Origin of the sequence: Anaerolentibacter hominis (assembly GCF_032380675.1) — a bacterium.
GTDB lineage: Bacteria > Bacillota > Clostridia > Lachnospirales > Lachnospiraceae > Anaerolentibacter > Anaerolentibacter hominis.
This window is the reverse complement of sequence record NZ_JAWDIX010000001.1, coordinates 470,511-494,663: the sequence shown is the minus strand read 5'-3', so window position 1 is coordinate 494,663 and position 24,153 is coordinate 470,511. Positions and strand designations below refer to the sequence as shown.

Annotated in this window: 19 protein-coding genes and 1 riboswitch; of the genes, 4 read left to right on the top strand and 15 right to left on the bottom strand. The window is 45.2% G+C overall.

What is annotated here, in order from left to right; genetic code table 11:
* Window positions 1–505 precede the first annotated feature (505 nt).
* Window positions 506–1,759, top strand: a complete 1,254-nt coding sequence (locus ABCW47_RS02110) for an HlyC/CorC family transporter (protein WP_343208213.1) — start codon at window positions 506–508, stop codon at window positions 1,757–1,759.
* A gap of 400 nt (window positions 1,760–2,159) precedes the next feature.
* Here the strand turns inward: ABCW47_RS02110 and ABCW47_RS02105 are convergent, their stop codons facing one another.
* From ABCW47_RS02105 to purH, 15 genes are all read right to left on the bottom strand, one after another.
* Window positions 2,160–3,509: an MATE family efflux transporter gene (locus ABCW47_RS02105; RefSeq protein WP_343208212.1), complete on the bottom strand. Its 1,350-nt coding sequence runs from the start codon at window positions 3,507–3,509 to the stop codon at window positions 2,160–2,162.
* Window positions 3,510–3,653: 144 nt separating this feature from the next.
* Window positions 3,654–5,063, bottom strand: a complete 1,410-nt coding sequence (locus tag ABCW47_RS02100) for an Ig-like domain-containing protein (protein ID WP_343208211.1) — start codon at window positions 5,061–5,063, stop codon at window positions 3,654–3,656.
* A gap of 51 nt (window positions 5,064–5,114) precedes the next feature.
* On the bottom strand, window positions 5,115–6,683 hold the full coding sequence (locus ABCW47_RS02095) for a DNA/RNA helicase domain-containing protein (protein ID WP_343208210.1): 1,569 nt from the start codon (window positions 6,681–6,683) through the stop codon (window positions 5,115–5,117).
* A 6-nt stretch (window positions 6,684–6,689) separates the two neighbouring features.
* Entirely contained in the window at window positions 6,690–7,061 is a 372-nt protein-coding gene (locus ABCW47_RS02090) for a nucleotide pyrophosphohydrolase (protein WP_343208209.1), read from the bottom strand.
* Window positions 7,062–7,215: 154 nt separating this feature from the next.
* Entirely contained in the window at window positions 7,216–7,473 is a 258-nt protein-coding gene (locus ABCW47_RS02085; RefSeq protein ID WP_343208208.1) for a Txe/YoeB family addiction module toxin, read from the bottom strand.
* Between the two features lies 1 nt (window position 7,474).
* The gene (locus ABCW47_RS02080) at window positions 7,475–7,729 is read right to left on the bottom strand and encodes a type II toxin-antitoxin system Phd/YefM family antitoxin (protein WP_343208207.1); all 255 of its coding nucleotides are present in this window, start codon (window positions 7,727–7,729) and stop codon (window positions 7,475–7,477) included.
* A gap of 287 nt (window positions 7,730–8,016) precedes the next feature.
* Window positions 8,017–10,638, bottom strand: coding sequence for a pyruvate, phosphate dikinase (gene ppdK, locus ABCW47_RS02075; RefSeq protein WP_343208206.1), 2,622 nt, complete (start codon window positions 10,636–10,638; stop codon window positions 8,017–8,019).
* 229 nt (window positions 10,639–10,867) lie between these two features.
* Window positions 10,868–12,256: a glycine--tRNA ligase gene (locus ABCW47_RS02070; RefSeq protein ID WP_343208205.1), complete on the bottom strand. Its 1,389-nt coding sequence runs from the start codon at window positions 12,254–12,256 to the stop codon at window positions 10,868–10,870.
* A gap of 35 nt (window positions 12,257–12,291) precedes the next feature.
* Window positions 12,292–12,900 (bottom strand): hypothetical protein, encoded by a 609-nt coding sequence (locus ABCW47_RS02065; RefSeq protein ID WP_343208204.1) that lies wholly within the window; start codon window positions 12,898–12,900, stop codon window positions 12,292–12,294.
* 228 nt (window positions 12,901–13,128) lie between these two features.
* A complete protein-coding gene (gene recO / locus ABCW47_RS02060) occupies window positions 13,129–13,902 on the bottom strand; it encodes a DNA repair protein RecO (protein ID WP_343208203.1) in 774 nt (257 codons plus the stop codon).
* A gap of 284 nt (window positions 13,903–14,186) precedes the next feature.
* On the bottom strand, window positions 14,187–15,089 hold the full coding sequence (era, locus tag ABCW47_RS02055; protein ID WP_343208202.1) for a GTPase Era: 903 nt from the start codon (window positions 15,087–15,089) through the stop codon (window positions 14,187–14,189).
* Between the two features lie 283 nt (window positions 15,090–15,372).
* Window positions 15,373–18,288: an insulinase family protein gene (locus ABCW47_RS02050; RefSeq protein ID WP_343208201.1), complete on the bottom strand. Its 2,916-nt coding sequence runs from the start codon at window positions 18,286–18,288 to the stop codon at window positions 15,373–15,375.
* A gap of 200 nt (window positions 18,289–18,488) precedes the next feature.
* Window positions 18,489–19,274, bottom strand: a complete 786-nt coding sequence (locus ABCW47_RS02045) for a prolipoprotein diacylglyceryl transferase (RefSeq protein WP_343208200.1) — start codon at window positions 19,272–19,274, stop codon at window positions 18,489–18,491.
* A 142-nt stretch (window positions 19,275–19,416) separates the two neighbouring features.
* Entirely contained in the window at window positions 19,417–19,677 is a 261-nt protein-coding gene (locus ABCW47_RS02040; protein WP_343208199.1) for a DUF4190 domain-containing protein, read from the bottom strand.
* A 170-nt stretch (window positions 19,678–19,847) separates the two neighbouring features.
* The gene (gene purH, locus ABCW47_RS02035) at window positions 19,848–21,401 is read right to left on the bottom strand and encodes a bifunctional phosphoribosylaminoimidazolecarboxamide formyltransferase/IMP cyclohydrolase (protein WP_343208198.1); all 1,554 of its coding nucleotides are present in this window, start codon (window positions 21,399–21,401) and stop codon (window positions 19,848–19,850) included.
* 143 nt (window positions 21,402–21,544) lie between these two features.
* Window positions 21,545–21,626, bottom strand: a riboswitch (ZMP/ZTP riboswitch).
* Between the two features lie 141 nt (window positions 21,627–21,767).
* On the opposite strand from purH, the gene ABCW47_RS02030 reads away from it, so the two are divergent.
* The 3 genes from ABCW47_RS02030 to ABCW47_RS02020 all read left to right on the top strand — a co-directional run bounded on the left by ABCW47_RS02030 (window position 21,768) and on the right by ABCW47_RS02020 (window position 23,975).
* A complete protein-coding gene (locus ABCW47_RS02030; protein WP_343208197.1) occupies window positions 21,768–22,460 on the top strand; it encodes a TIGR01906 family membrane protein in 693 nt (230 codons plus the stop codon).
* Window positions 22,461–22,462: 2 nt separating this feature from the next.
* On the top strand, window positions 22,463–22,618 hold the full coding sequence (locus ABCW47_RS02025; protein WP_343208196.1) for a rubredoxin: 156 nt from the start codon (window positions 22,463–22,465) through the stop codon (window positions 22,616–22,618).
* Between the two features lie 151 nt (window positions 22,619–22,769).
* Window positions 22,770–23,975 carry an FprA family A-type flavoprotein gene (locus ABCW47_RS02020; protein ID WP_343208195.1) on the top strand — a complete coding sequence of 402 codons (1,206 nt, stop codon included), beginning with the start codon at window positions 22,770–22,772 and terminating at the stop codon, window positions 23,973–23,975.
* The last annotated feature ends 178 nt before the right edge of the window (window positions 23,976–24,153 follow it).

The window sequence follows — 24,153 nt, the reverse complement described above, 5'->3', positions numbered from 1 at the left end:
GCCGGAGGCTTTATCTTGGAAGGAGACTGGGCTTCCACCAAGACGAATTTGTTATTTACTCACCACCTATAAAGGTGGGAGTCTTATCTACTTCCATGATAAAAAAGATCAGAATCAGAAGACAGACTCCGTTCTGTTTCCGATCTGATCTTTTTTGTTTTTGGCCTTTCTTCCGTCAGGAACCGATTGATCGGATTGTTCCCTATACAATCCAAAGATCACCGGTATATGTTCCCCGTAAGAAAGACCACAGGCTGCCGGTCACCGTCACCGGCAGCAAAAGGCGCAACACTCTGCTGCTCCCATACCCTGAAAGCGATTCGCTTACAGGTGTTATTATAATAAATGCCGAAATTACCGTCAATGAAGCGCTTCTGTTCTTAACAATATCTTTACGGGATATCCTATTGCTATCTTCCGTTTCCCCCTGTATACTGTAAAAAAAGTAACCGGATAAACGATTTCACTTCATCCGGCATCAATTTTTAGGAGGAATGATACTTTCATGAACGACAGTACCATGCCGCTTATCGCATTGCTTATGGTTCTGATTTTAATGTCGGCCTACTTCTCTGCCACAGAGACGGCATTTACCACATTAAATAAGATACGTATGAAGAATATGGCGGGAAGCGGCAACAAAAAAGCACGTCTGGCACTGGAGCTGTCCGAGGATTACGACCGGCTCCTGTCTACGATTCTCATTGGCAATAATATCGTCAATATCGCGTCGGCTTCCTTGGCTACCATATTGTTCGTAGCGATGCTTGGCGAGGATCTGGGTGTATCCATATCCACACTGGTTATGACCATTCTTGTCTTGATCTTCGGAGAAATCTCTCCAAAGAGTATTGCAAAAGATATGCCGGAACAATTTGCCATGTTTTCCGCACCCATTCTGAAATTTTTCATTAAATTACTGGCTCCGCTGAATTTCTTTTTCGTCCAGTGGAAGAAACTGCTTTCTCATCTGTTTCACACCTCCGCGGAAACAGGTATAACGGAAGAAGAACTTTTAACCATGGTGGAGGAAGCACACCACGACGGCGGAATTGACGAACAGGAAAGCGAATTGATTCGAAGCGCTATTGAGTTTAACGATCTGGACGCTATAGACATAGTCACTCCCAGAATCCGGGTCACTGCCATCGAAATAGGCCAGTCCGAAGAAGAAATATCTAAAACATTCCTGTCCAGCGGTTATACCAGACTTCCAGTATACCAGGATTCCATTGACAATATTCTCGGATTTCTACATCAAAAGGACTTCTACAGAGATGTTGTGACAAGACAGAAAAAAATAGACGCTATCATTAAGCCTATTGTTTTTATCCCTCCATCCACTAAAATTTCCAAGCTGCTGAAACAGCTTCAGCAGAACAGAAGCCATATGGCGGTCATTACCGATGAATTCGGCGGTACGGTGGGAATTGTCACACTGGAAGATATTATTGAAGAGCTGGTTGGGGAGATTTGGGATGAGCACGATGAAGTAATCGAGACATTCGAAAAGCTGTCTGATCAGGAGTACCGTGTTGCCGGCAGTGCCAATCTGGATAAAATAGCAGAATACTTTAATCTGAGTCCGGATACGGCAAGTGTCACGGTCAATGGTTGGCTCATGGAAGCATTTGGCCGGATTCCCGGTGAAGGTGAAACTCTGACTGTAGATAATCTGACGATAACCGTTTTAAAAGCCGATACAAGAAAGATTTCGGAAGTGCGGATAACCCTTAATGAGACAAAAGCAGCGTCCTGATTCTATCTATTTAAATAAAGAAAAGAAACGCAAATAGAAGCGGACATCGAAGAATTTCTTTATCGATGCCCGCTTCTAAACTACATTGTCCATTGGACTTCTCCTTTTGAGAAATATTTTCACCTTTTTGTCTGATCAATCAACCGAAATAAATAAATCAAACATCAACTTAAGTTTTTGGTGGTCCATACCTCTCTTTCTTCGGATTAACAAAACTTACTTCGTTTTGTTGATTTTATTATAACGGCCCTCCTTCTATTTGTCAATACTTTTCTGCAATAAATTTCTCATTTTCTGATTATGTTATTTTATTCCCTTTTAAAACAATTTATATCTATATTCCATCTCCATTTTCTGTCTATGCAAATTGACATATCATCCGACTGATACTCCTGCCCGCTCATGAATTCCTCAGCAGTTCCCATTTATGTCCCCGGTAACGTATCACAAAACAGATGCTGCGAAATACCCAGTCGATGACCATGGCAACCCAGACACCAAACACGCCCAGTCCCAAAACTTTACCAATAATATAGCTGAATCCGATCCGGAATATCCACATGGACAATATCGAAATCACCATGGTATATTTAACATCGCTTGACGCACGAAGAGCATTTGGGAGTGTAAATGAAATCGGCCATATAAAAATACTGCAGCTTCCGTGGAATATCAAAATGTCTCTGGCCATCTGCGCTGTCTCCGGCGAAAGATTGTAGGCTTTCAGGATAAACGGCAGAATCAGGAAAATTATCCCGTTCGTTACCACCAGCGCCATATGGGTAATTTTAAGTAATTTCTTTGTATTGTAACGGACCTGTTCATAATCTCCCGCTCCGACACACTGGGAAACGACGGTTATCATAGCCAGTCCGATTGCCATTCCCGGCAGGATCTGGAACTGGCATACGGTGTTGCTGACCGCGTTCGCAGCGATTGACGCTGTGCCAAAGCCGGCCACCAGGCTCAGGACCAGAATCTTGCCCAGCTGGAACATACTGTTCTCCAGTCCATTTGGAATACCGATGCGAAGAATTCTTTTTATCAGAGTAAAATCCAGTTTGAAGCGGAAAGGCCTGGATATATGTATTGTCAGAGTTGGGTCCCGCAGCAGCGCGACAATAATGATGGAAGCCAGTATTCTGGAAACCAGTGTCGGTATGGCGGCTCCTGCAACTCCCAGTTTCACTCCATAAATCAGAATCGCATTTCCCGCAATATTAACCAGGTTCATAATCAGTGACGTTGCCATGGAGATCCTTGAATTACCCATCGCCCGGAAGAGGGCGGCTCCGGCGTTATAGAGAGCGATAAATGGAATCGACATGGAGACAATCAGCAGATAGGTATTGGCATGCCCCATAACATCCGGGGCGATCTGACCGAACACCACATGCAGTATAAAGTACTTACCGGCATATACCAACAGCATCACCGCCACAGCAAGTCCGGTAACAAACATCAGGAGCTGGTCTGCCGACTTGCAGGCAAGCTCCTTCTTTCTGCTTCCAATAAACTGCCCTGCGACAACCGCTCCTCCGGTCGCCAGCGCAGAAAACACATTAATTAAAAGCACATTTACCGTATCCACAAGGGAAACACCGGACACAGCAGCCTCGCCCACACTGGCAATCATAATGGAATCAGCCATACCAACCGTAACAGTTAATACCTGTTCAATAATCAGCGGCAATATCAATTTATACAGATTCTTATTACTAAACAGCAATGCTCCCTTTTGTTCTCCCATTTTAAACCCCTTACAGACATAATTTCTTTCAGCCTTTACACTATACACCTACAGAATTTACAAAACAAGCTCCTAACCCAACTTTTCTGCAAAGAAAAGCAGGAAGACAGTCGAATCTGCCTTCCTGCTCCATACAATAACGAATTAAAGTCCCGATAAAATCTGCTGATGCAGCCGGTTCTCATCCTGTATCTTTACCTGATACTCCTGACGGATTTTCTCAATCTCAGCCCTAAACTCCTGAATCTGATAGTAGGCATCATGCTGCTTTTTCAGCTTGCTGTACCGTTCTTTCGCCGCATCCAGATTATTCTGGGCATTTATCAGCTGCAGTTTATCCTGTACCGAGGTGGAGTTCTTTAAGGAATCCACTTCTCTCTGGAAGTTATCAATTCCCTTCAGCGCATTCGCCAGCGTCTCCTCACTGATATAGGTCGGCCCCACCGACTGCAATGTCTGAATCTGCTGCTGGTACACATTAATTTTATTATCCCGCTCTCTTGTCAGGTTGTCGATCACTTTCTTGTGCCGCTCGTTCTCAATGTCAACGGGAGTGTCTGCAGCGTTAACCACAACCAGTTTTGTCAGGCTTTCCCCGTTGACGGTCGCTGTGATGGTGACGATTCCCTCGCTTTTCGCAATTATCGTTCCCTCCGTGGCACTCTTGGATTCCACCACGGCTACCGCTTCATTGGAACTGCTCCAGGACACTTCTTTCTTCGTACCGCTCACCTGGATCGTGCCCGTACTGCCTGCCTTCAAAATAATGGAAATACTTCCTCCTAAAGAAGGTTTGCCCAAGATCTCCACGGTTCTCTTAATATTAAGTTTGCCATCCACCTGCGCGCAGACTTCCACAGTTCCTTCTCTTTTTCCGGTCAGAATACCGTTATCATCCACTTCTGCACAATATTTATCACTGGTTGACCATTTCACCGGTTTCTGTGTGTTCACCCGCAATTGCAGAGGCTGCCCCTCCAGCACCTCGAAACGGTCCGCACTGATCTCCAGATCGGTAACTGTTACCTTTGATTTTACAGTCATACCGTCATACTTACCGGTAATCGTAGCGCTTCCCAGTTTCTTTCCTGTGATAACGCCTTTTTTGGATACCGTGATTACTTTCTTGTTGGAGCTGGACCATTTTACCTTGCTGCTGTCATAGTTATCAATTTTCAGTTCAAATTTCTGACCTACATTGATCCCTGCTCCATTCCAGTTTGCATTCAGCTTGTATACACCAATATTACAGTAATAAAGCACACCGTTGTGTTTCGCGGTTATATAGGTATAACCAGTCTGCTTTGCCGTCACCTTGCCGTTCTTGGAGACCGTAGCAATTTTCTTGTTTCCAGATGTCCAGGTCACCTTCTTTGCGCCGCTCAGCTTAAGCTGCACGGTATTCCCCACGTTCAGGTTTACATTTGTCTTATTCAGCTTAACAGTCGCTGCGTCCGCCTCTTTTCCGCCAAGGAACAGGACAAAGCAGACCATCACACAGAGCAGGATACCTGCTCCAAGCCAGACCGGCAGTTGCTTGTTCTTCGTTTTCATATACTTCTCTCCTCTCTGACGACTCTAACCGTACCATTGACTTCGCCGGGCCTATAGCACTTCCACAAAATTCTTAAAATACTCTCTCAATCCCTCGTCACATATGTACAGATAGGTTCCCTTTATACCCCGTGTCAGCAATACGTAATAGATATTCCGGATATATTCCAGAAGTTCCGCCTCCGTTGCCGTATTCTTGCCGTTCTGATCAAAATAATCCTTCCTGCTGATATAAATCTGATTTTTTTCTCTGTCATATCGGATATCTCTGCCCAGTATAACAAAGGCGAAATTCAAATCATAGCCCTGAATGGAGTGAATGCAGCCTACCTCGTCTACCGCCCCCTCCATATTAACCCAGTTCTGCGCCCTCTTGTTCCAGCGTTTGGAGTTATTCTCAATGACGATGTCATATTCGTCTTTTTGCTTCCGGCTCTTCCAGGGCCAGGCAAATCCCGCTATCATACGGCTTAATCCATACTCTTCTTCCTTCTCATACATCAGCCTGTCAAAATCCCGAAATTTATCTACTAAATACAATTCATATCGGTCAAACTTCTTCTTTTCTTTCTGCGTGCCCTCCAGAATATTTCTCACATAGGCAATATAGTCTTCTCCGCCTTCCACTCTCATCTGCTGCATCAAGTTGAAATAGGAGAGCATCCTGTGCTGAATCTTGCCGGTCAACAGATCATAGCTGATTCCAGACGGGCCAATCAACTGTTTGGGATCATAGAACATAATCTGTACAGAACTGGATTTCAAAATCCAGTCCATTTCATCCCCATCTTTAGCAAGCCCTAACGTCTGATTTATTTCATCGTGTTTCCAGTAACTCGTAATATTCTTTCTTCTGTGAAGACGGTGTGCCTCATCCACCAAAAGGATATCGTAATGGTCTTTTACCACCTCGGAAGGACCAATCACATCGCTCGCCTTCAAGCCATAGATATTTCGAAACAGCTGCTTTATCGTGCTTCGAAGGGATGTCTGAGGGATAACCAGAGCTATTTTTTTATTTTTATACTCTTCCAGCTCCCGGAACAGCTTAAACAAAAAGACACAGAGAATGGTCTTTCCGGTTCCCGGTACACCCGATACCAGGATGGACTGATCGGTTCCTGCCTTCAGACGGTCCAGGATATTCCGAGCGGCATCTCTCTGGCTGGCCGTAAGTTCTTTAAACGGCGAATATTTAAAAAGATCAGAATTCACTATCTCCGTAATCGTATGTCTGACTACGTTTTCCTGCCGCAGCTTCTCCCACAGCTCTGCGAACTGCTGGTCGTAATAATCCTTCTGATAGTAATTTCTATTGGCAATCCCCGCATTCTTATTCCGGATTTTGACCTGTTCGTCCGCGGCAATCAGACGTATCAGCCGCGCCTCATAATCGAGTGTAACAGAAAGATTGAACTCGTCTGAGAATATCGTATGTACCGTATCCAGATCTTTTTTCTGCTCCGAATCCCGGTGCTGTTCCATCCGCTTATTTATGTTCATCGACTGGCCTACATAGGCTTCTCTTCCATTTTCCAGAATATACACCATCGGCCAGTTGGTCATGGCAGGAAGGTCCAGAAGTTCCTCATGCAGTTTAAATTCCGATAATGTGAACAAGGCAGTTTAATCTCCTTCGTATTCTGAGTACTTCAGATTTCTTCCTCTGACTATTTCCACCGGATATTTCTGTCTGTTTTTCTCCGTCTTTCTCTCCAGAATCTCCGACAGATCAATCTCATTCATCTGGGCAAACCGGAGTGTGAAAAACAAAACATCCGCTAATTCATCCTCAATCTTTTCACGCTTTCCAGGTAATCCAAACATCTCAATAACCTGCTCCTGGGTCTTAAAACGGAAAATATCCAGAAGCTCACCGGCTTCCGTCGTAATTCCTATCGCAAGGTCTTTGGGATTATTGAACTGATCCCAATCCCGTTCTTTACAAAACAGACCTACCATATCTTTCAGTGTCTGCAGCGTTGTCTTCTGATCCATCTGTTTTTGTTCTCCATCTATCTGTATCCTTACAATTTACTTTATCACTTTCATTATATACGCATATCCCTGCTTTTTCAACAAAGGCCGGCAGTCTTTACATTGTGTTCTGTAAACAGCCGCCGGCATCATACACCGATGAGTTTGTCTATTTTCAATTATAATGATAACGGCACGTATAAATAATTATGTTTTCTCCTTCTGCCATATATACAAGTCTATGTTCTTCGTTTATTCTTCTGCTCCACTTACCGGCTAAATCATATTTCAGACCCTCAGGTTTTCCAATTCCTTCAAATGGATTTCTTTTAATGTCTTTGATCAGTTCATTTATACGATGAACAATTTTTTTATCTGTTGTCTGCCAATACATATAATCCTTCCATGCATTTTCAGTAAAAGAAATAACCATACTATTCTTCCTCTAAGTCTAATTTCACAAACTTTTTATCCTCTGCTTGCTGCATAGACTCTTTTAACCACTCATAGTTTGCTTTACTGTCTCTGATATAGAGATTTTCCATTAAATTATCGTACTGTGCCTGAGACATCAGAACTACATTTTCATCATTTTTTCTTGTGATAATCGCAATTTCCGAATCCTGAACAACACGGTCACAAACTTTTTTAAAATTATTTCTCACATTTGAAAAATTAGTTGCAATCATATCATCACGCTCCTTTACTATAGTATTAGTATATTTCCTTCTTCTAATAATGTCAATATTATGTACAATAAATTGTACATATTTGATAGAGCCTTCCTATGTAATAACAAAGAAACCCGCCTGCGGGATTCTCCGCCTGCGGCGGGTTGCTCTGGCAACACAATTCCTTTCCGCCGCAGTGCGATCCTCCGGAGGTTTTTTACTTTATAGGAAATCCAAAGGAAGGAATTTCCTATAAAGTAAAAAAACGCTCCGGCCAAAGCCGAAGCGTTTTCAGTATCTTCTAATTATTTATCGTTTAATTTTGCCTGAGCAGCTGCCAGTCTTGCGATCGGCACACGGAACGGTGAACAGGAAACATAGGTTAAACCAACCTTGTGGCAGAACTCAACTGTGGAAGGATCTCCGCCGTGCTCACCACAGATACCCAGTTTGATGTCCGGTCTTGTCTTTCTGCCCTTCTCAACCGCCATCTTAACCAGCTGGCCAACGCCATCCTGATCCAGTCTTGCAAACGGATCGGACTCATAGATCTTGTTCTCATAGTAAGAATCCAGGAACTTACCTGCATCATCACGGGAGAAACCAAAGGTCATCTGAGTCAGGTCGTTGGTACCGAAGGAGAAGAATTCAGCTTCTTCCGCAATCTCATCTGCCAGCAGTGCGGCACGCGGAATCTCGATCATTGTACCGATGTGATACTTGATATCGGAATTTTTCTCTTTCTTAACTGCTTCTGCTGTCTCAACAACAACATCTTTAACGAATTTCAGTTCTTTCTTGTCACCAACAAGAGGAATCATGATTTCAGGAATAACATCAAAGCCTTTTTCTGCTTTAACTTCGATTGCAGCTTCAATGACAGCTCTGGTCTGCATCTTGGCAATTTCCGGATAGGTAACAGCCAGACGGCAGCCTCTGTGGCCCATCATCGGGTTGAACTCATGAAGAGAATCGCAGGTAGCTTTTACTTCTTCAACAGTCAGACCCATGTCATTTGCCAGTGCAAGGATATCTTCTTCCTCAGTAGGAACAAACTCATGCAGAGGCGGATCTAAGAAACGGATGGTAACCGGTCTTCCTTCCATAACCTCATAGAGAGCCTTGAAATCACCTTTCTGGAACGGAATCAGCTCATTTAAAGCTTCTTCTCTTGCTTCCTGAGTCTTGGAAAGGATCATCTTTCTGATCTTCGGAATTCTTTCCGCATCAAAGAACATATGCTCTGTACGGCAAAGGCCGATACCTTCTGCGCCAAACTTAACTGCATTGGCAGCGTCAGCCGGTGTATCTGCATTTGTTCTTACTTTCAATGTTCTGATTTCATCAGCCCATTTCATAATTCTATCAAAGTTTCCGCTGATTGCAGCCGGAACAGTTGCAACATCGCCGAGATAGATGTTACCTGTAGAGCCGTCCAGGGAAATATAGTCGCCTTCGTGAATGGTCTCGCCGCCAAGAGAGAATACCTTTGCATCCTCGTCAATCACGATCTCGCCGCAGCCGGATACACAGCAGGTACCCATACCACGGGCAACAACAGCTGCGTGAGAAGTCATACCGCCGCGAACGGTTAAGATACCCTCAGCTGCGTGCATACCTTCAATATCCTCCGGAGAGGTTTCAAGACGAACCAGGATAACTCTTTCGCCGCCGTCATGATGTGATTTTGCTTCGGAAGCTGTGAAATAAACCTTACCTGCTGCTGCGCCAGGAGAAGCAGGAAGGGCGGAACCGATCTTCTTGGCAGCTTTTAATGCTGCTGCGTCAAAGCCAGGATGAAGCAGCTGATCCAGAGATTTTGCTTCAATTCTGGAAATCGCTGTTTCTTTTGTGATCTTGCCTTCGTCTACCAGATCGCAGGCAATCTGAAGAGCTGCTGCTGCAGTTCTCTTGCCGTTACGGGTCTGCAGGAAATACAGATGTTTGTCTTCAATTGTAAACTCCATATCCTGCATATCTGCATAGTGATCTTCCAGTTTTTTAGCGATTGCCATAAACTCTTCGTAGCATTCCGGCATATCCTCTTCCAGTTTGGTGATCGGCTGAGGTGTACGGATACCAGCTACAACATCCTCGCCCTGTGCGTTGATCAGGTATTCACCATAGATCTTCGCCTCACCGGTGGAAGGATTACGGGTAAATGCAACACCAGTACCTGATGTATCGCCCATGTTACCAAATACCATGGCCTGTACATTAACTGCGGTACCCCAGTCACCCGGAATATCATTCATTCTTCTATAGTAATTCGCACGTGGGTTGTCCCAGGAACGGAATACAGCTTTTACTGCTTCCATCAGCTGATCAACAGGATTCTGCGGGAACTCCACACCTTTTGCTTCTTTGTAGATAGATTTAAACTTAACGATAACTTCTTTCATATCGTCAGCTGTTAAATCGGTATCAAATTTAGCGCCCTTGGACTCTTTGATCTCGTCCAGAACTCTCTCAAAATATGATTTCGGGATCTCCATAACTACGTCGGAGAACATCTGAATAAATCTTCTGTAGGAATCATATGCGAATCTGGGATTTCCTGTCTTTTTCGCAAAGCCTTCTACAGAAATATCAGTTAAGCCCAGGTTCAGGATCGTATCCATCATACCCGGCATAGATACTCTCGCACCGGAACGAACGGAAACCAGAAGAGGACTCTCGGTATCACCGAACTTTTTGCCCTGTTTCTCTTCCAGCCATGCCAGAGAACTCATGATCTGATCTTTGATTTCATCTGAAATAGCCTTGCCATTGTTGTAATATTCTGTACAAGCTTCTGTTGTTACTGTAAAGCCCTGAGGAATCGGTAACCCCAGGTTTGTCATCTCAGCCAGGTTAGCGCCCTTGCCACCAAGAAGGTTTTTCATGTCTGCGCTGCCTTCATGAAACAAATATACCCATTTTGCCATTCTAAATATTACCTCCTATTAATCATTGTAATACCGGACAAACACCCTGCTTGTCCTTATTTAATAAGGAATCGACTCATATCTACGGATTAGGATTAGTATTGAGTCACTAAATCGTATTATAGCATAATAATTTTTCCAAGAAAAGTAATTTTTTATTTTTATACAATTATGCCAACTAGTCCCGGAAATACTCCTACTATTCTGAACAAAGAGGACAAGCTTTATCCTAAAAAGCTAATTTCTCATCAAAATAAGCTTTCAAATCCTGGATTTTCACTCTTTCCTGTTCCATCGTATCCCGGTCACGGACAGTAACCATACCGTCTTCTTCCGAATCGAAATCATAGGTCACACAATAAGGCGTGCCGATTTCATCCTGCCTTCTGTATCTCTTGCCAATATTGCCTCTGTCATCGTATTCACAGTTCCAGTATTTACACAGATCAAGATATACCTTTTCCGCCCTATCACCCAGTTTTTTAGAAAGAGGCAGAACACCGATTTTCACAGGGGCAAGCGCCGGATGGAAATGAAGAACCGTACGTACATCTCCGTCCCCGATCTCTTCCTCGTCATAAGCACCACATAAAAATGCAAGCGTCACACGGTCTGCTCCCAGGGAAGGCTCCACAACATACGGAATATATTTTTCCTTCTTCTCATCGTCAAAGTAACTCATATCCTCTTTGGATACTTCCTGATGCCTGGAAAGGTCGTAGTTGGTCCGATCGGCAATACCCCAGAGTTCGCCCCAGCCAAATGGGAATAAATATTCAATATCAGAAGTGGCCTTGCTGTAGAAAGATAGCTCTGCCTGATCATGATCTCTCACACGCATTTCTTCCTTCTTCATACCCAGGTTTGTCAGCCAGTCAATACAGAACTGTTTCCAGTATGCGAACCATTCCAGATCCGTATCCGGCTCACAGAAAAACTCCAGCTCCATCTGCTCAAATTCCCTGGTACGGAAGGTAAAGTTACCCGGAGTAATCTCATTTCGGAAAGACTTGCCGATCTGGCCGATTCCAAATGGAATCTTCTTTCTGGAAGTTCTCTGTACATTTTTAAAGTTCACAAAGATTCCCTGTGCGGTCTCCGGACGAAGATAAACGACATTCTTTGCATCTTCCGTAACACCCTGAAATGTTTTGAACATCAGATTAAACTGGCGGATATCCGTAAAATTGTGTTTCCCGCAGCTGGGACACGCAATACTGTGCTCAGTAATGTATTTCTCCATCTCTTCATTGGACCAGGAATCTACGCTTCCTTCCAGGGCAATCCCATTTTCCGCCATATAGTCTTCAATCAGCTTATCGGCGCGGAAACGCTCCTTACACTCCTTGCAGTCCATCAGAGGATCAGAAAAGCCGCCCAGATGGCCGGATGCAACCCATGTCTGGGGGTTCATCAGGATTGCGCAGTCCACACCCACATTATAAGGGTTTTCCTGAATAAATTTGGACCACCATGCCTTCTTCACATTATTTTTCAGTTCCACACCCAAATTCCCGTAATCCCAGGTATTCGCAAGTCCGCCGTAAATCTCGGAACCCGGATATACAAATCCTCTTGCTTTCGCCAGCGCTACGATTTTGTCCATTGTTTTTTCCATTACTTTAACCTCTCCTAATTGATCTATATTCTTACTTATTTAAATACAATAACAGTATCGCCTGAAGCATCCGCACTGATCGTATGCTCATCCACCGGCGTGCCTCCGGCATAGTGGGTAATCTTCCCCTCCACCATCACCTGGTAGGGATTTTCGCCCTCCAGCGGAGTACCGATTTTGGCAACTTTGGCATTTTTATCGGAAAGAGCGTCTGCAGCCCCGGCCGTCTCACCCTTTTTCGCCGTAATAAACGTATCAGGCAGAGTAAGGGCCCCGCTCTCACCGGCAGCAGCAATCTCCAGATCCATCTGATTAAACAGGCTGTAGCTCTGGGCATCCTTGTACTGCAGAACCATAACCGCATTGGTATCCTGAACATCCAGATCCTTTAGTCCAACCGAACCTTCCCCGTTCTGTGAATTAAACGCCAGGAGCATCTCTTCAATATATTGTTTCAGTTCTTCTTCCTTATAGCTGTTCTCATCAAACTCCTCTATGACAGCGCTCTGGATCGTCCCATCCGTTTTAATTAATATCGTATTATTTTGTACATCCTTAGCCGATAATTCTTCAATCTTTCCGGAACAGCCAGAAAGAGCAAAAATCATAACTGCAAAGACAGCACATAGAAGATATTTCTTCAATCTCTCACCCTCCCATATCCACAAACATTCGCTTTCTCATTGTAACCGAGGCCCGGAATATTTGCAACAAAAACCAGCAATGCTGCAACTCTCACACACTCTTCCCTCTTACTTTTCGTTCTTCACTCTTCGCTTTTCATTATTCATTTCTTCTTCATTCTTCACTTTTCATTCGTTCTTCATTCTTCACTTTTCATTCGTTCTTCATTCTTCACTTTTCATTCTTACTTACTCCATTCCCTCCAGCATCTCCAGGGATTTGAATTTAGCGTCCACATACATATCATAGTAATGTCCCATCACCTGCCTCAGTTCCTCCAGCACATCCTCCGCCACTGTAAAGGTATACAGTTTTTCGATAGGGGTCGCCAATATAAACTGCATGGTATAGACAGCGCTGTCCGAAACAGGCAGGCTGTCAGGATGCCCGGCCTGGCAGTCCGCACAGAGCAGGCCCCCTTCCCTGCAGGAAAAAACGTGCAGATGCTCCTCACTCCCGCACTTGACACAGTGAAATACCTGCGGCGCTTCCCCGTTGAGCTGAATCATCCGCAGTTCATATATGTACCGTACCAGCCGCATAGGAAGAGAGGGCACCGACAATGCCCTCAGTGACTGATACAGTAATTTCATCATTTCCATCGCTGGAAGATTTTCCCTTGTATAATAATCGGCCAGTTCGCAAAAATACGTACCATAACATATTTTAACAAGGTCATCCCGAAGCTCGGTAAAGTAGTTCTGTATTTCTGCGCCGATTATCTGATAATAGGACCCTCTTCCCGCTATGACCCGGAAACTGCCGAAAGAAAACTGCTGCACAGTTCCCAGCAGCTGGCTGTCCTGCCTTCTTGCCCCTTTGGCAAATGCAGATATTTTCCCCCGTTCTTTTGACAGCAACACAACTCTGCGGTCCCTCTCACCCACGGGTGATGTTTTTAAAATAATCCCCGTCAGTGTTACGGTATCTGCCGTTCCCACTATTTGTGCCACCTCTTTCACAGGCTGTATGCTCTTCCTGAGTGCAGGCCAGATATTTTAAATACGCCTGAACATTTCCGGTCTTTTCAAAGTTATTCCAGTATTCTGATTGTTTCATCCCTATTTCCCCCTTTTTGAATCTGCGCCGATTCAAAACGATACAAAATCACAATCGTTCCGGGCAGTTTCTGCTATGTAATAGGATTCCCAAAAAAGAGGATTTTGAAACATAAATCAGACGGTTCCTCAAGAAAATCTACAGTCCTTTTTCTTCTATTGTTATATGCCAGACCACAGCCTTCCGGTTATTCATCTTCCCGGAATCCGAAATTTTTCAGCAAAAAATCGCTGTCCCGCCAATCTTTTTTCACTTTTACCCAGAGCTGAAGATTCACCTTCATATCCAGCAGGTTTTCTATCTCCACTCTCGCCTGTGTACCAATCTTTTTCAGCATTGTACCCTGTTTGCCGATGATCATCCCTTTATGGGAATCCCGCTCACAGACAATGGTAGCCTGTATGTCCATCATATTCCCCCGGCTGCGCTCCTTCATACTCTCGATGGAAACAGCAATCCCATGAGGAATCTCATCCTTCATAAGGCGAAGGGCCTTCTCCCGGATCAGCTCTGCCACAATCTGCCGTTCCGGCTGATCTGTAATCGTATCCTCGTCATAGAACATAGGGCCATTTTCCAGATAATGAAAGATTGCCTTTAAAAGTTCTTCTTTATTCTCCCCGGTCAGGGCTGAAACAGGCAGTATTTCCTGAAAATGGCAGATATCCTTATACGTCTGGATCACTTCCAGGATCTTCTCTTTTTTCACCGTATCTATTTTATTTATAACCAGCAAAACCGGTGTATCTGTTCTTGAGAGCTGCTCTGCAATATGGCGTTCCCCGGCTCCCACAAAGGTTTCCGGCTCCACCAGCCATAATATAACATCTACCTCATTCAGCGTACGTTCCGCCACTGCGACCATGTATTCGCCCAGCTTATTTTTAGCCTTGTGGATACCAGGGGTGTCCAGAAAAATGATCTGCCCCTCCTCACAGGTATACACCGTCTGGATACGGTTGCGTGTCGTCTGGGGTTTGTTGGACGTAATCGCTATTTTCTGACCGATCAGCTGGTTCATCAGCGTCGATTTCCCTACATTCGGTCTGCCGATAATCGTAACAAACCCGGATTTAAATTTATTGCTCATTTGCATAATCCTATTTCCTTTCCCGTTAAGGGCAGTATTTTATCTTGGAAGTAGATAAGACTCCCACCTCTATAGGTGGTGAGTAAATAACAAATTCGTCATGGTGGGAGCCCATTCTCCTTCCAAGATAAAGCCTCCGGTGGATTGCAGAGCCGCACAGATGTATTATGTCATGCAACGCATGACGGGCGGCTCGCAGCAAGTACGCCGAGGCGTACTTGAATTATACACGCGTATCGCTGTTTTGAGTTATCTCCAAACAGCAATACGCCAGATACTCTGTTTAACCTTCGTGCAGAGGCGCAAGAACATGGAACAGTTCTTTCTGTTCTTCCAGTTTCTTTTCATTTCCAACCACACAGATATAGTGCTGATCCAGCACAGCTTTCATAGGCCCGGCCAGTCTGCGGATCGCTTCACTATCCGTCGCCAGCAGTTCATCTCTTTCCTGCTGGTAGTCTTCCTTAGTAAGCCCGGACAAATAAGCTGTCATAGAACGGCTGCCCTTTCCGGCAGGGGTGAGAGGAGTATCCAGATTGCTGATGGTTCCAATGATATTTCTGGTCATATCCCGCTCTGTACACTCATACTGTGCAAGATAGTCACCGACCCCTTCAAACACCTCATTCGTCCGCTCCAGATTCGGATCTCGGTAAGATACCAGAAATGCATTTCCTGTTCTCCCGAAGCCGCTCATACAGCCGTACGCACCGCCCTTTACCCTGATGTTATTCCACAGGTAATCGTAGCTTAAAATCATACGCAGCACCATCATAGAACCGGTATAGTCAAAACCGGCCTCTTTAAAATTCCCGACTCTTGCCACATATTGTACCTGACCGGAAGTCAGGAATCCTTCATTTGTTTCAGGAACAGACAAAGGAGAATCCGCCCCTCTTACCGGCAGAGTATCCTGCGCGCCCAGTCCCCGGATCATCTTTTCCAGAACAGGTCCCGCCGCATTCAGTCCCTCCACATCACAGGTCAGGCTTACCATCAGCCGCTTCTGCGTAAAGATTCCGCTATAGAGAGAACGAAGCTGCTCCATGAATTTATCTTTTTTCTGATCAAAATTCCGGCACAGATCCTCCAGAACCCGGTAGAGAGCGATCCCATCTACCATATCCTGATACCGCATCAACTGGCTGTGGTAGGAACCGCCGCGGACAACCGATGTAAGATGGCCATTGCTCTCCAGACGCATCTGCAGCTTGGATTTCAGTTCCAGTATAATTTCCCGCAGTCTCTTTTCATCGTCGATTCTGGTCTTCGTGATCAATTCCGTCAGCAGGCCGGAGCCAGCTTCCAGCTCCGGATACAGGATTTTCACGCTTACCTCCATTTTGGCCGATAAGACACCCTCTTTTGCGTAACACCGGACATCCGCTCTGGTACCCCCGGTATGAATATTAATTTCATTGGACAAATCCTGATACGTATAATTCTCTGTATTCAGCTTAGCCAGCAGATAGGGCAGAATACCGGCATAGGGGATCAGATCCTCCGGCAGGTCCGTCACATCAAACAGCAGTTTCAGATAGGCAATCCCATTTGTTGAGACATCGTGGTATAGCAGCGGCGTATCGCCAATCGTTCTCTCTTCATTATATAGCGGCTGTGTATCCTTCGCTATATCTTCTCTTGTAAGAAGGGGTATACAGGCCAGTTCCTCCTGGGAATCCTCTTCCTCCTGGTATTGTTTTAGGGCTCTGGTGGCTTCTGCAAGCGCTGTGAGCTCCGCTGCGGAAAGTTCCGCTTTATAAGCGGCCAGCTCCTCCTTCACCTTTTCTTCTATTTTATCAGTCAGGCCCTGTTCCGGCTCTGCTATAATCAGCGCGGTATGAGGATTGTTTAACAGCCATGTGTCAATCAGCCGTTCAAAATAATCTGTCTCCACCAGTTCCCGCATTTTCGCAAATGTCTCACCAGCCTCCAGGTGAAGGAATGGTTTCATATCATCATAGAGCCAGCTGTCCAGCATCTGAATCCCGTACATCAGTCCCTTGGGATAAGAGCCGAAATCGCCCTCCCGGAACCGGAATTCGTACAGATTCAAAGCAGCCAGCAGTGTTTTCTTATTCAGTCCCTGTTCCGACAGTTCTTCCAATGTGCTGCGTATACAGGAGTAAAAAGTCTCCTTCTGCTCTGTGTCGGCATTTTTAGCAATAATGGAATAAGTGGGCTGTAACGTGGAATTGGAGTAATCACTCATTACATCATCCCCGATTCCCGCATCAAGAAGCGCTTGTTTCACCGGGGCTCCGGGTGCTCCCACCAGAGCATAATCCAGCACATCCCAGGCCAGATAAAGTTCTTTGTTCAGGCTGGTATCCACAACCGCGTTAAAGCTCAAATAAGTCTTATGCGCCGTCTCTTCCTTGGCGGAAATAGAATATGTGTCCAGCATTTCTCTCATCGTCCCAAAGGGTTTCTGCATCTGAATAGCAGAATCCACATCCAGGTATTCAAATCTGCTCAAATAGTGTTCGTCTATCCAGGCCAGTTTTTCCTCCACATCCATATTCCCGTACAGGTAAATGTAACTGTTGGACGGATGATAATAGGTTTTGTGGAAGTTCAAAAACTGCTCGTAGGTCAGATCCGGGATACAGGACGGCTCCCCGCCGGATTCATTGCCATAACAGGTGTCTGGGAACAGTGCCTGCATGGTCATCCGGGCCAGTTTTTCTTCCGGTGATGAAAACACGCCTTTCATCTCATTATAAACCACGCCATTGTATTTCAGTTCTCCAGCTTCATTCTCCAGCTCGTAGTGCCAGCCCTCCTGCTTAAAGATTTCTTCCCTCTCATAAATCTTAGGATAGAAAACCGCGTCCAGGTATACGTGCATCAGATTCTGAAAATCTTTATCATTACAGCTTGCAACCGGATAAATTGTTTTATCCGGATACGTCATGGCATTTAAAAAGGTGTTTAAAGAACCCTTCACCAGTTCCACAAAAGGATCTTTCACAGGAAAATCCCTGGAGCCGCAGAGAACAGAGTGTTCAATAATATGCGGAACCCCGGTGGAATCTGCCGGAGGAGTACGAAACCCGATTGAGAACACTTTATTCTCATCCTCGTTGCTGATCACAGCCACACGTGCCTTTGTCTTTTTATGCCGGTACAGATATCCGGTGCTGTTCAAGTCCTTAAGCTCTTCCTTTTGTATCAACTCATATATATCTTCAATCATTTTTATACCCATGCCTTTCCCGTTTTGAGTCCCTCCCAAAGCCGGAATAGACTCAAATACGTATGTTGAAAGATTACTTTCAACTTTACCTCCATGCCGGAGCCGGCTGACAGATTTCTCACCCTTCGTCTCCGATATCACTCAAGATAGCAACTGTGGCTATTATAGCATTTTAAAATTCTCCGGGATAGGGGTAGCTTTTATATTTTTTTTACATTATTCCGCATATTTTTCCCAGGCATCAGAGCCAGAATACCGGCCACAATAAGCAGGAAACTGATCCACTGAGACGTGGAAAAGATCCAGAGAAATCCACGGATCTGGTCGCCCCGGAACGTTTCCGTCACCAGGCGGATCAGACCATAGCCAAAGCAGTAAAACCCCAGAATCCTGCCCGGCTTTCTCTTCTTTCTTCCATACCAGAACAGGCTCGCCGCAAGCAGAAACAAAAGCAGACTTTCCAGCAGCTGAACCGGAAACAGATCTGTTCCGGAAGGCGCAATGCCCGCCTCCGGAAATCGGACGCCGACGGCTCCTTCATAGGGTATTCCATAACAGCAGCCAGCGCAGAAACATCCAATCCTCCCCAGACTGTGAATCAGCGGAACAGAAGGAAGAATGAGTTCCAGCATGTTCAAAAAGGGGAGCTTATATTTTCTGCAGTATAAAAAGACTGCCGCACCGCCTCCGAATAATCCTCCATAAAATACAAACCCCGCCGACAGCATACCAAACACTTCCGTCAGGCTTAATCCTGCCTGCAGCACTGCAGCTAACTGCGGAAGAATCGTAACGATATAAAACAATTTTGCACCGATTATGACGCCTACTATTCCCATCAAAAAGGCAAACAACACATCCTGTCCTGCTGTCCTGTATATTCCCGCCCGTAAGTACGCAGCCAGAACTCCCAACAGACAGCCAATTAAAATCAGCAGTCCGTACATGGCAATCTCTCTGCCGAATATTTCAATTACCGGAAGCATTCTGACCACCGTCCCTTCGAAATGATATCTAAGCGAAAGAAGCCGTCATACAAAGAGTCTTCTCTGTATAACGGCCCATTTACCATTCACCTGTCGGAGAAATCCTCATCTCCAAAACATTACCGCATCTGCCGGCTTCCCATTACAGCGCGGCAAAAAATCCCACGCAGGCAGCGCAGGCCAGGAAACTTAACGCGCACATCGCCAATCCAATGATAGAGAGAACTATTCCGGCCGTCGCCATCCCGGAACCGGTCTCCTTCTTCGCAGACACGCCCAGAACCAGGCCGATAACCGCCAATATTATTCCGATAAAAGAATAGCTTCCCAAAAATATGAAAACCAACGAAACAATACCCAGCACCAACGAGGCAATGGATTTTCCATCTGTCTGATTATTCATGTAAACACCTCACCTTTCTTCCCCCAGAGTCATCTTATGTATGATCACAGCCGCGGAGAACGTAAACAGAATTCTCCGGTTGTCATTAGTATAATATATTCCAACCGGGATAGCAAGAAAAGAAGGATGCCGCAAAAAAACTGCGGCATCCTTCTATGGCTTTCAAAGCATTAGTGTCTGAAATGCCTCATTCCGGTAAACACCATCGCAATCCCATATTCATTACATTTTTTAATAGAATCTTCGTCTCTGATAGATCCGCCCGGCTGTATAATTGCCGTGATACCTGCCTCATGGGCAGCTTCCACACAATCATCAAAGGGGAAGAATGCATCTGATGCAAGGACGGCGCCCTTTGCTGCATCCGGACCGATCAGTTCAGCAGCATGTTCCATGCTCTGCTTCGCTGCCCAGATACGGTTAACCTGCCCTGGTCCAATTCCCACGCTCTGTTTATCCTTCGCCAGCGCTATGCCGTTGGATTTCACATATTTCACAATCTTCCAGGCAAAGAGCATATCTTCCATCTCCTTCCCGGAAGGAGCCCGGTCGGTAACAACCTTCAAATCTTCCTCCGCCAGAAGCTTGCTGTCCACCGTCTGAACGATCAGTCCGCCGTTTACTTTCTTAAAATCATAGGCAGTTTCCGGCTGCTGCTCACTGATATTCTCCAGTTTCAGGAGACGGAGATTTTTCTTGGTCTGTAGCAGTTTAAGCGCTTCCTCCTCATAATCAGGAGCGACAACCACTTCCAGGAAAACGTCTTTCATTTCCTGCGCAACCGGCAGGGTCAGCGTCCTGTTCATTACCACAATGCCGCCGAAAACCGATACTTTATCCGCGTTAAATGCCTTTGTCCAGGCAGTATATAAATCCGGATCACTGCCCACACCGCAGGGATTTCCATGTTTACAGGCCACAACAGTTGTCTCATCAAATTCCTTCAGCAGCTCCAGCGCCCCGTTGGTATCATTGATATTGTTGAAGGACAACTCCTTGCCGTTTAACTGCACCGCATCGGTAAGAGATCCCTTTTTCTTACCGATTTCACGGTAAAAGGCTGCTTTCTGGTGAGGATTTTCGCCGTATCTCATATCCTGAACTTTTTCATAGGTGAGCGTCAGCGTATCCCCAAATTCAAAATCATTTCTCTCTTTTTTCAGATAGTCGGCGATCATTGTATCGTAGTTTGAAGTATGGATAAACACCTTCTCCATCAGATAAAACTTGGTATCCAGAGAAACTTTCCCATTTTCTTTCAGTTCTTCCAGAACTTTTTCATAATCCGCCGGGTCCGTCACAACAGCCACATCCTGATAGTTCTTTGCAGCTGCCCGGAGCATGGTGGGTCCTCCTATATCAATATTCTCTACTGCGTCATCACGGGTTACCCCATCCTTTAAAATAGTTTGTTTAAACGGATATAAATTCACGATAACAAAATCAATCGGTTCAATATTCAGTTCCTTCAGCTGTTTCATATGCTCCGGGTTGCTGCGCATAGCCAGAAGTCCTGCGTGCACAATCGGATGCAGAGTTTTTACGCGGCCGTCCAGGCACTCCGGAAATCCGGTCAGCTCGGAAATCTCCATAGCCTCAACACCCTCAGAGGTCAGCTTGCTGTAAGTCCCTCCTGTAGAAATGATTTCCACACCAAGGCTGCTCAGATTCTTTGCAAATTCCACGATTCCGGTTTTGTCAGATACACTGATTAATGCTCTCATAAATTTCATCCTTTCTTGTCAGCTTTCACGATTTCACACATCGCTGCGCATGAAATAGGTAATATTGGAAAATACTATAGCTGCGTATTTCCTTTAAAAATAGTAACTTTCAAGGTAATAGAAAACCGCCTGGGTAGCCCCTCTTATGCTGCCCAGGCGGTCGACGATCGTTCTCTCCTGTACTCCCCTCGGGTAATCCCGTTTCCGCCAGTTGTACAGGCTTTATAATCACAATATACAGGAAGAAGAATGAAAAAACAAGCGTCCTACTTATTAAAAATATTAAAAAGATTCATTAGAGGCATTTTCCCCTCTTTTCCTTTTGCCCTATTTCATGTACAATAACCTGGAAGGATATTACAAATTATGAAGCAAAAACCATGTATCTCAAATATGGGATTCGGAATAGGATTCCTTGTGTTTTCTTTGTCGGTTGGTGTTATTTTTATTCTTTTGTTTCGTCCTTTTTATTATTTGGAAATGAAACTGCTGGATATTCCCGGTTCCTCCGGACTGTCCGCGGCGGAGATCAGAAGTAATTACCGTGTGCTGATGGATTATCTTCTTCCCTTTACCGGGGGAGAGCTTGCTTTTCCCACCTTAAAAGCATCGGCCGGAGGACTTAAGCATTTTGCGGAGGTAAAGCAGCTTATCCGATTCGTGTATGCTGCAGCCCTTGGAAGCGGTATTTTATTAAGTGCCGGTATTTTGAGACGCCGGAAAAAGCGGGATTACAGTTACCTGAAAACCTCGGCCCGCATGATGGCTGCACTGCCGGTACTGTTAGGACTGGCGTTTATTCTCCGGTTTTCCACTGTTTTTTCTGTATTTCACCGGATATTTTTCCGCAATGACCTGTATCTGTTTGATCCGGCAATCGACCCGGTTATTCTCATACTGCCGGAGACCTTCTTTATGCATTGCGGACTGGTCATTCTGGCGGTTGTATTAACAGGAAGTTTCAGCCTCTGGCTGATTCATCATATAATAACAAAGAAACCTGCTCTGTATGTTGTCCGGCCGGACCGTACGGGCAGTCTATCAGAAAGGAGAATATAGTTATGAAATATGTTTGTTCTATTTGCGGTTACGTTTACGATGAAGAGGCGGGAGATCCATCTGTGGGAATCGAACCCGGAACCAAATGGGAAGATGTTCCTGAGGATTTTGTATGCCCGCTCTGCGGCGTTGGCAAAGAGATGTTTGAAGAGCAGTAAATTGACAACCCGGTACCGGATTACTTATTATGAATCTGCGGCAGCACTGCGCAAGATAGTTTATCTTACCGCGGTGCTGTCTTGTACCGTCATCTGCCGGGCGTACTTTTATATACCCGGCGAATTTACATAAGTTCAGGGAGGTAACAGCATGCCAGCACAAAAGGTATCCGAGACCGTCTATTCTGTGGGAATTCTTAATCCCGCCATGCGTATCTTTGATGTGGTAATGAAGACAGAATACGGAACCTCGTATAATTCGTATATAGTAAAGGGCAGTGAAAAAATTGCGTTAATTGAAACCTGCCACCATACATTCTGGAAACAATATCTGGAGAATATCCGGGAGGTCTGTGAGCCGGAACAGATTGATTATATCATTTTAAATCACTGTGAACCGGACCACTCCGGCGCCTTAAGAGAACTTCTTTCCGTCTGCACCAATGCACAGATCTATGTGAGCCAGGCAGGTTCCATCTATCTGAAAAATATCACCAACCGCGTAGATCTGCCCCTGACGGTTGCAAAAGACGGTGCATCACTGGATCTGGGCGGCGGCAATGTGCTCCGTTTTATCGCAGCGCCGTTTCTGCATTGGCCCGATTCCATGTTCACCTGGATGGAGAGCGAGAACATGCTCTTCTCCTGTGACTTTTTCGGCTCCCACTACTGCGAGCCCCATTTATTCGACTATAATATCGCCTATCCGGATAAATATAAGTCGGCTATGAAAAATTATTACGATGCCATTTTCGGGCCATTCAAGCCCTATGTTTTAAAGGGATTGGACAAGATTAAAGATCTGGATATTGAAACCGTATGCAGCAGTCATGGTCCGGTTCTTACAAGGGGTAATTATCTGGAATATGTCCGGGATCAGTATGCCCGCTGGAGTGAACCTTCGGTAAATGAAGTAAAAACCGTTCCGCTGTTCTACTGCTCTGCCTATGGCAATACCGGTGAAATAGCAAAAGCAATACAGAAGGGTATCTTATCTGTCATTCCGGATGCAAACGTAGAAATCTATGATATCAATGAGCATGATATGGGTACGCTGCAAGCTGTGCTGAACAGCTCGGATGCTTTCGGAATCGGTTCCCCTACCATCAACTCCGATGCGGTGGGGCCGGTCTGGAACCTGCTCAGCCACGTAGACGCCATCAATAACCGCAAGAAACCGGTTATCGTATTCGGTTCTTACGGCTGGAGCGGTGAGGCCGTACCAAACCTGACCGACCGCCTGAAAGGGTTAAAGACCAACGTATTCGGCGATGGTTTAAAGATTCCTTTTGTCCCTTCGGAAGAAGAGCTGAAAAAAGCAGAGGAATTTGGAGCAGAATTCGCGAAGACGCTGTAAAGAATATTTTTCTCTAAACAAAATAGTTCGTTCAACAAATAAAAACGCCATATAACATGGCGTTTTTATCATGGAAGGAGATAAGACTCCCCCTCTATAGGTGGTGAGTAAATAACAAATTCGTCTTGGTGGGAGCCCAGTCTCCTTCCAAGATAAAGCCTCCGGCGGATTGCAGAGC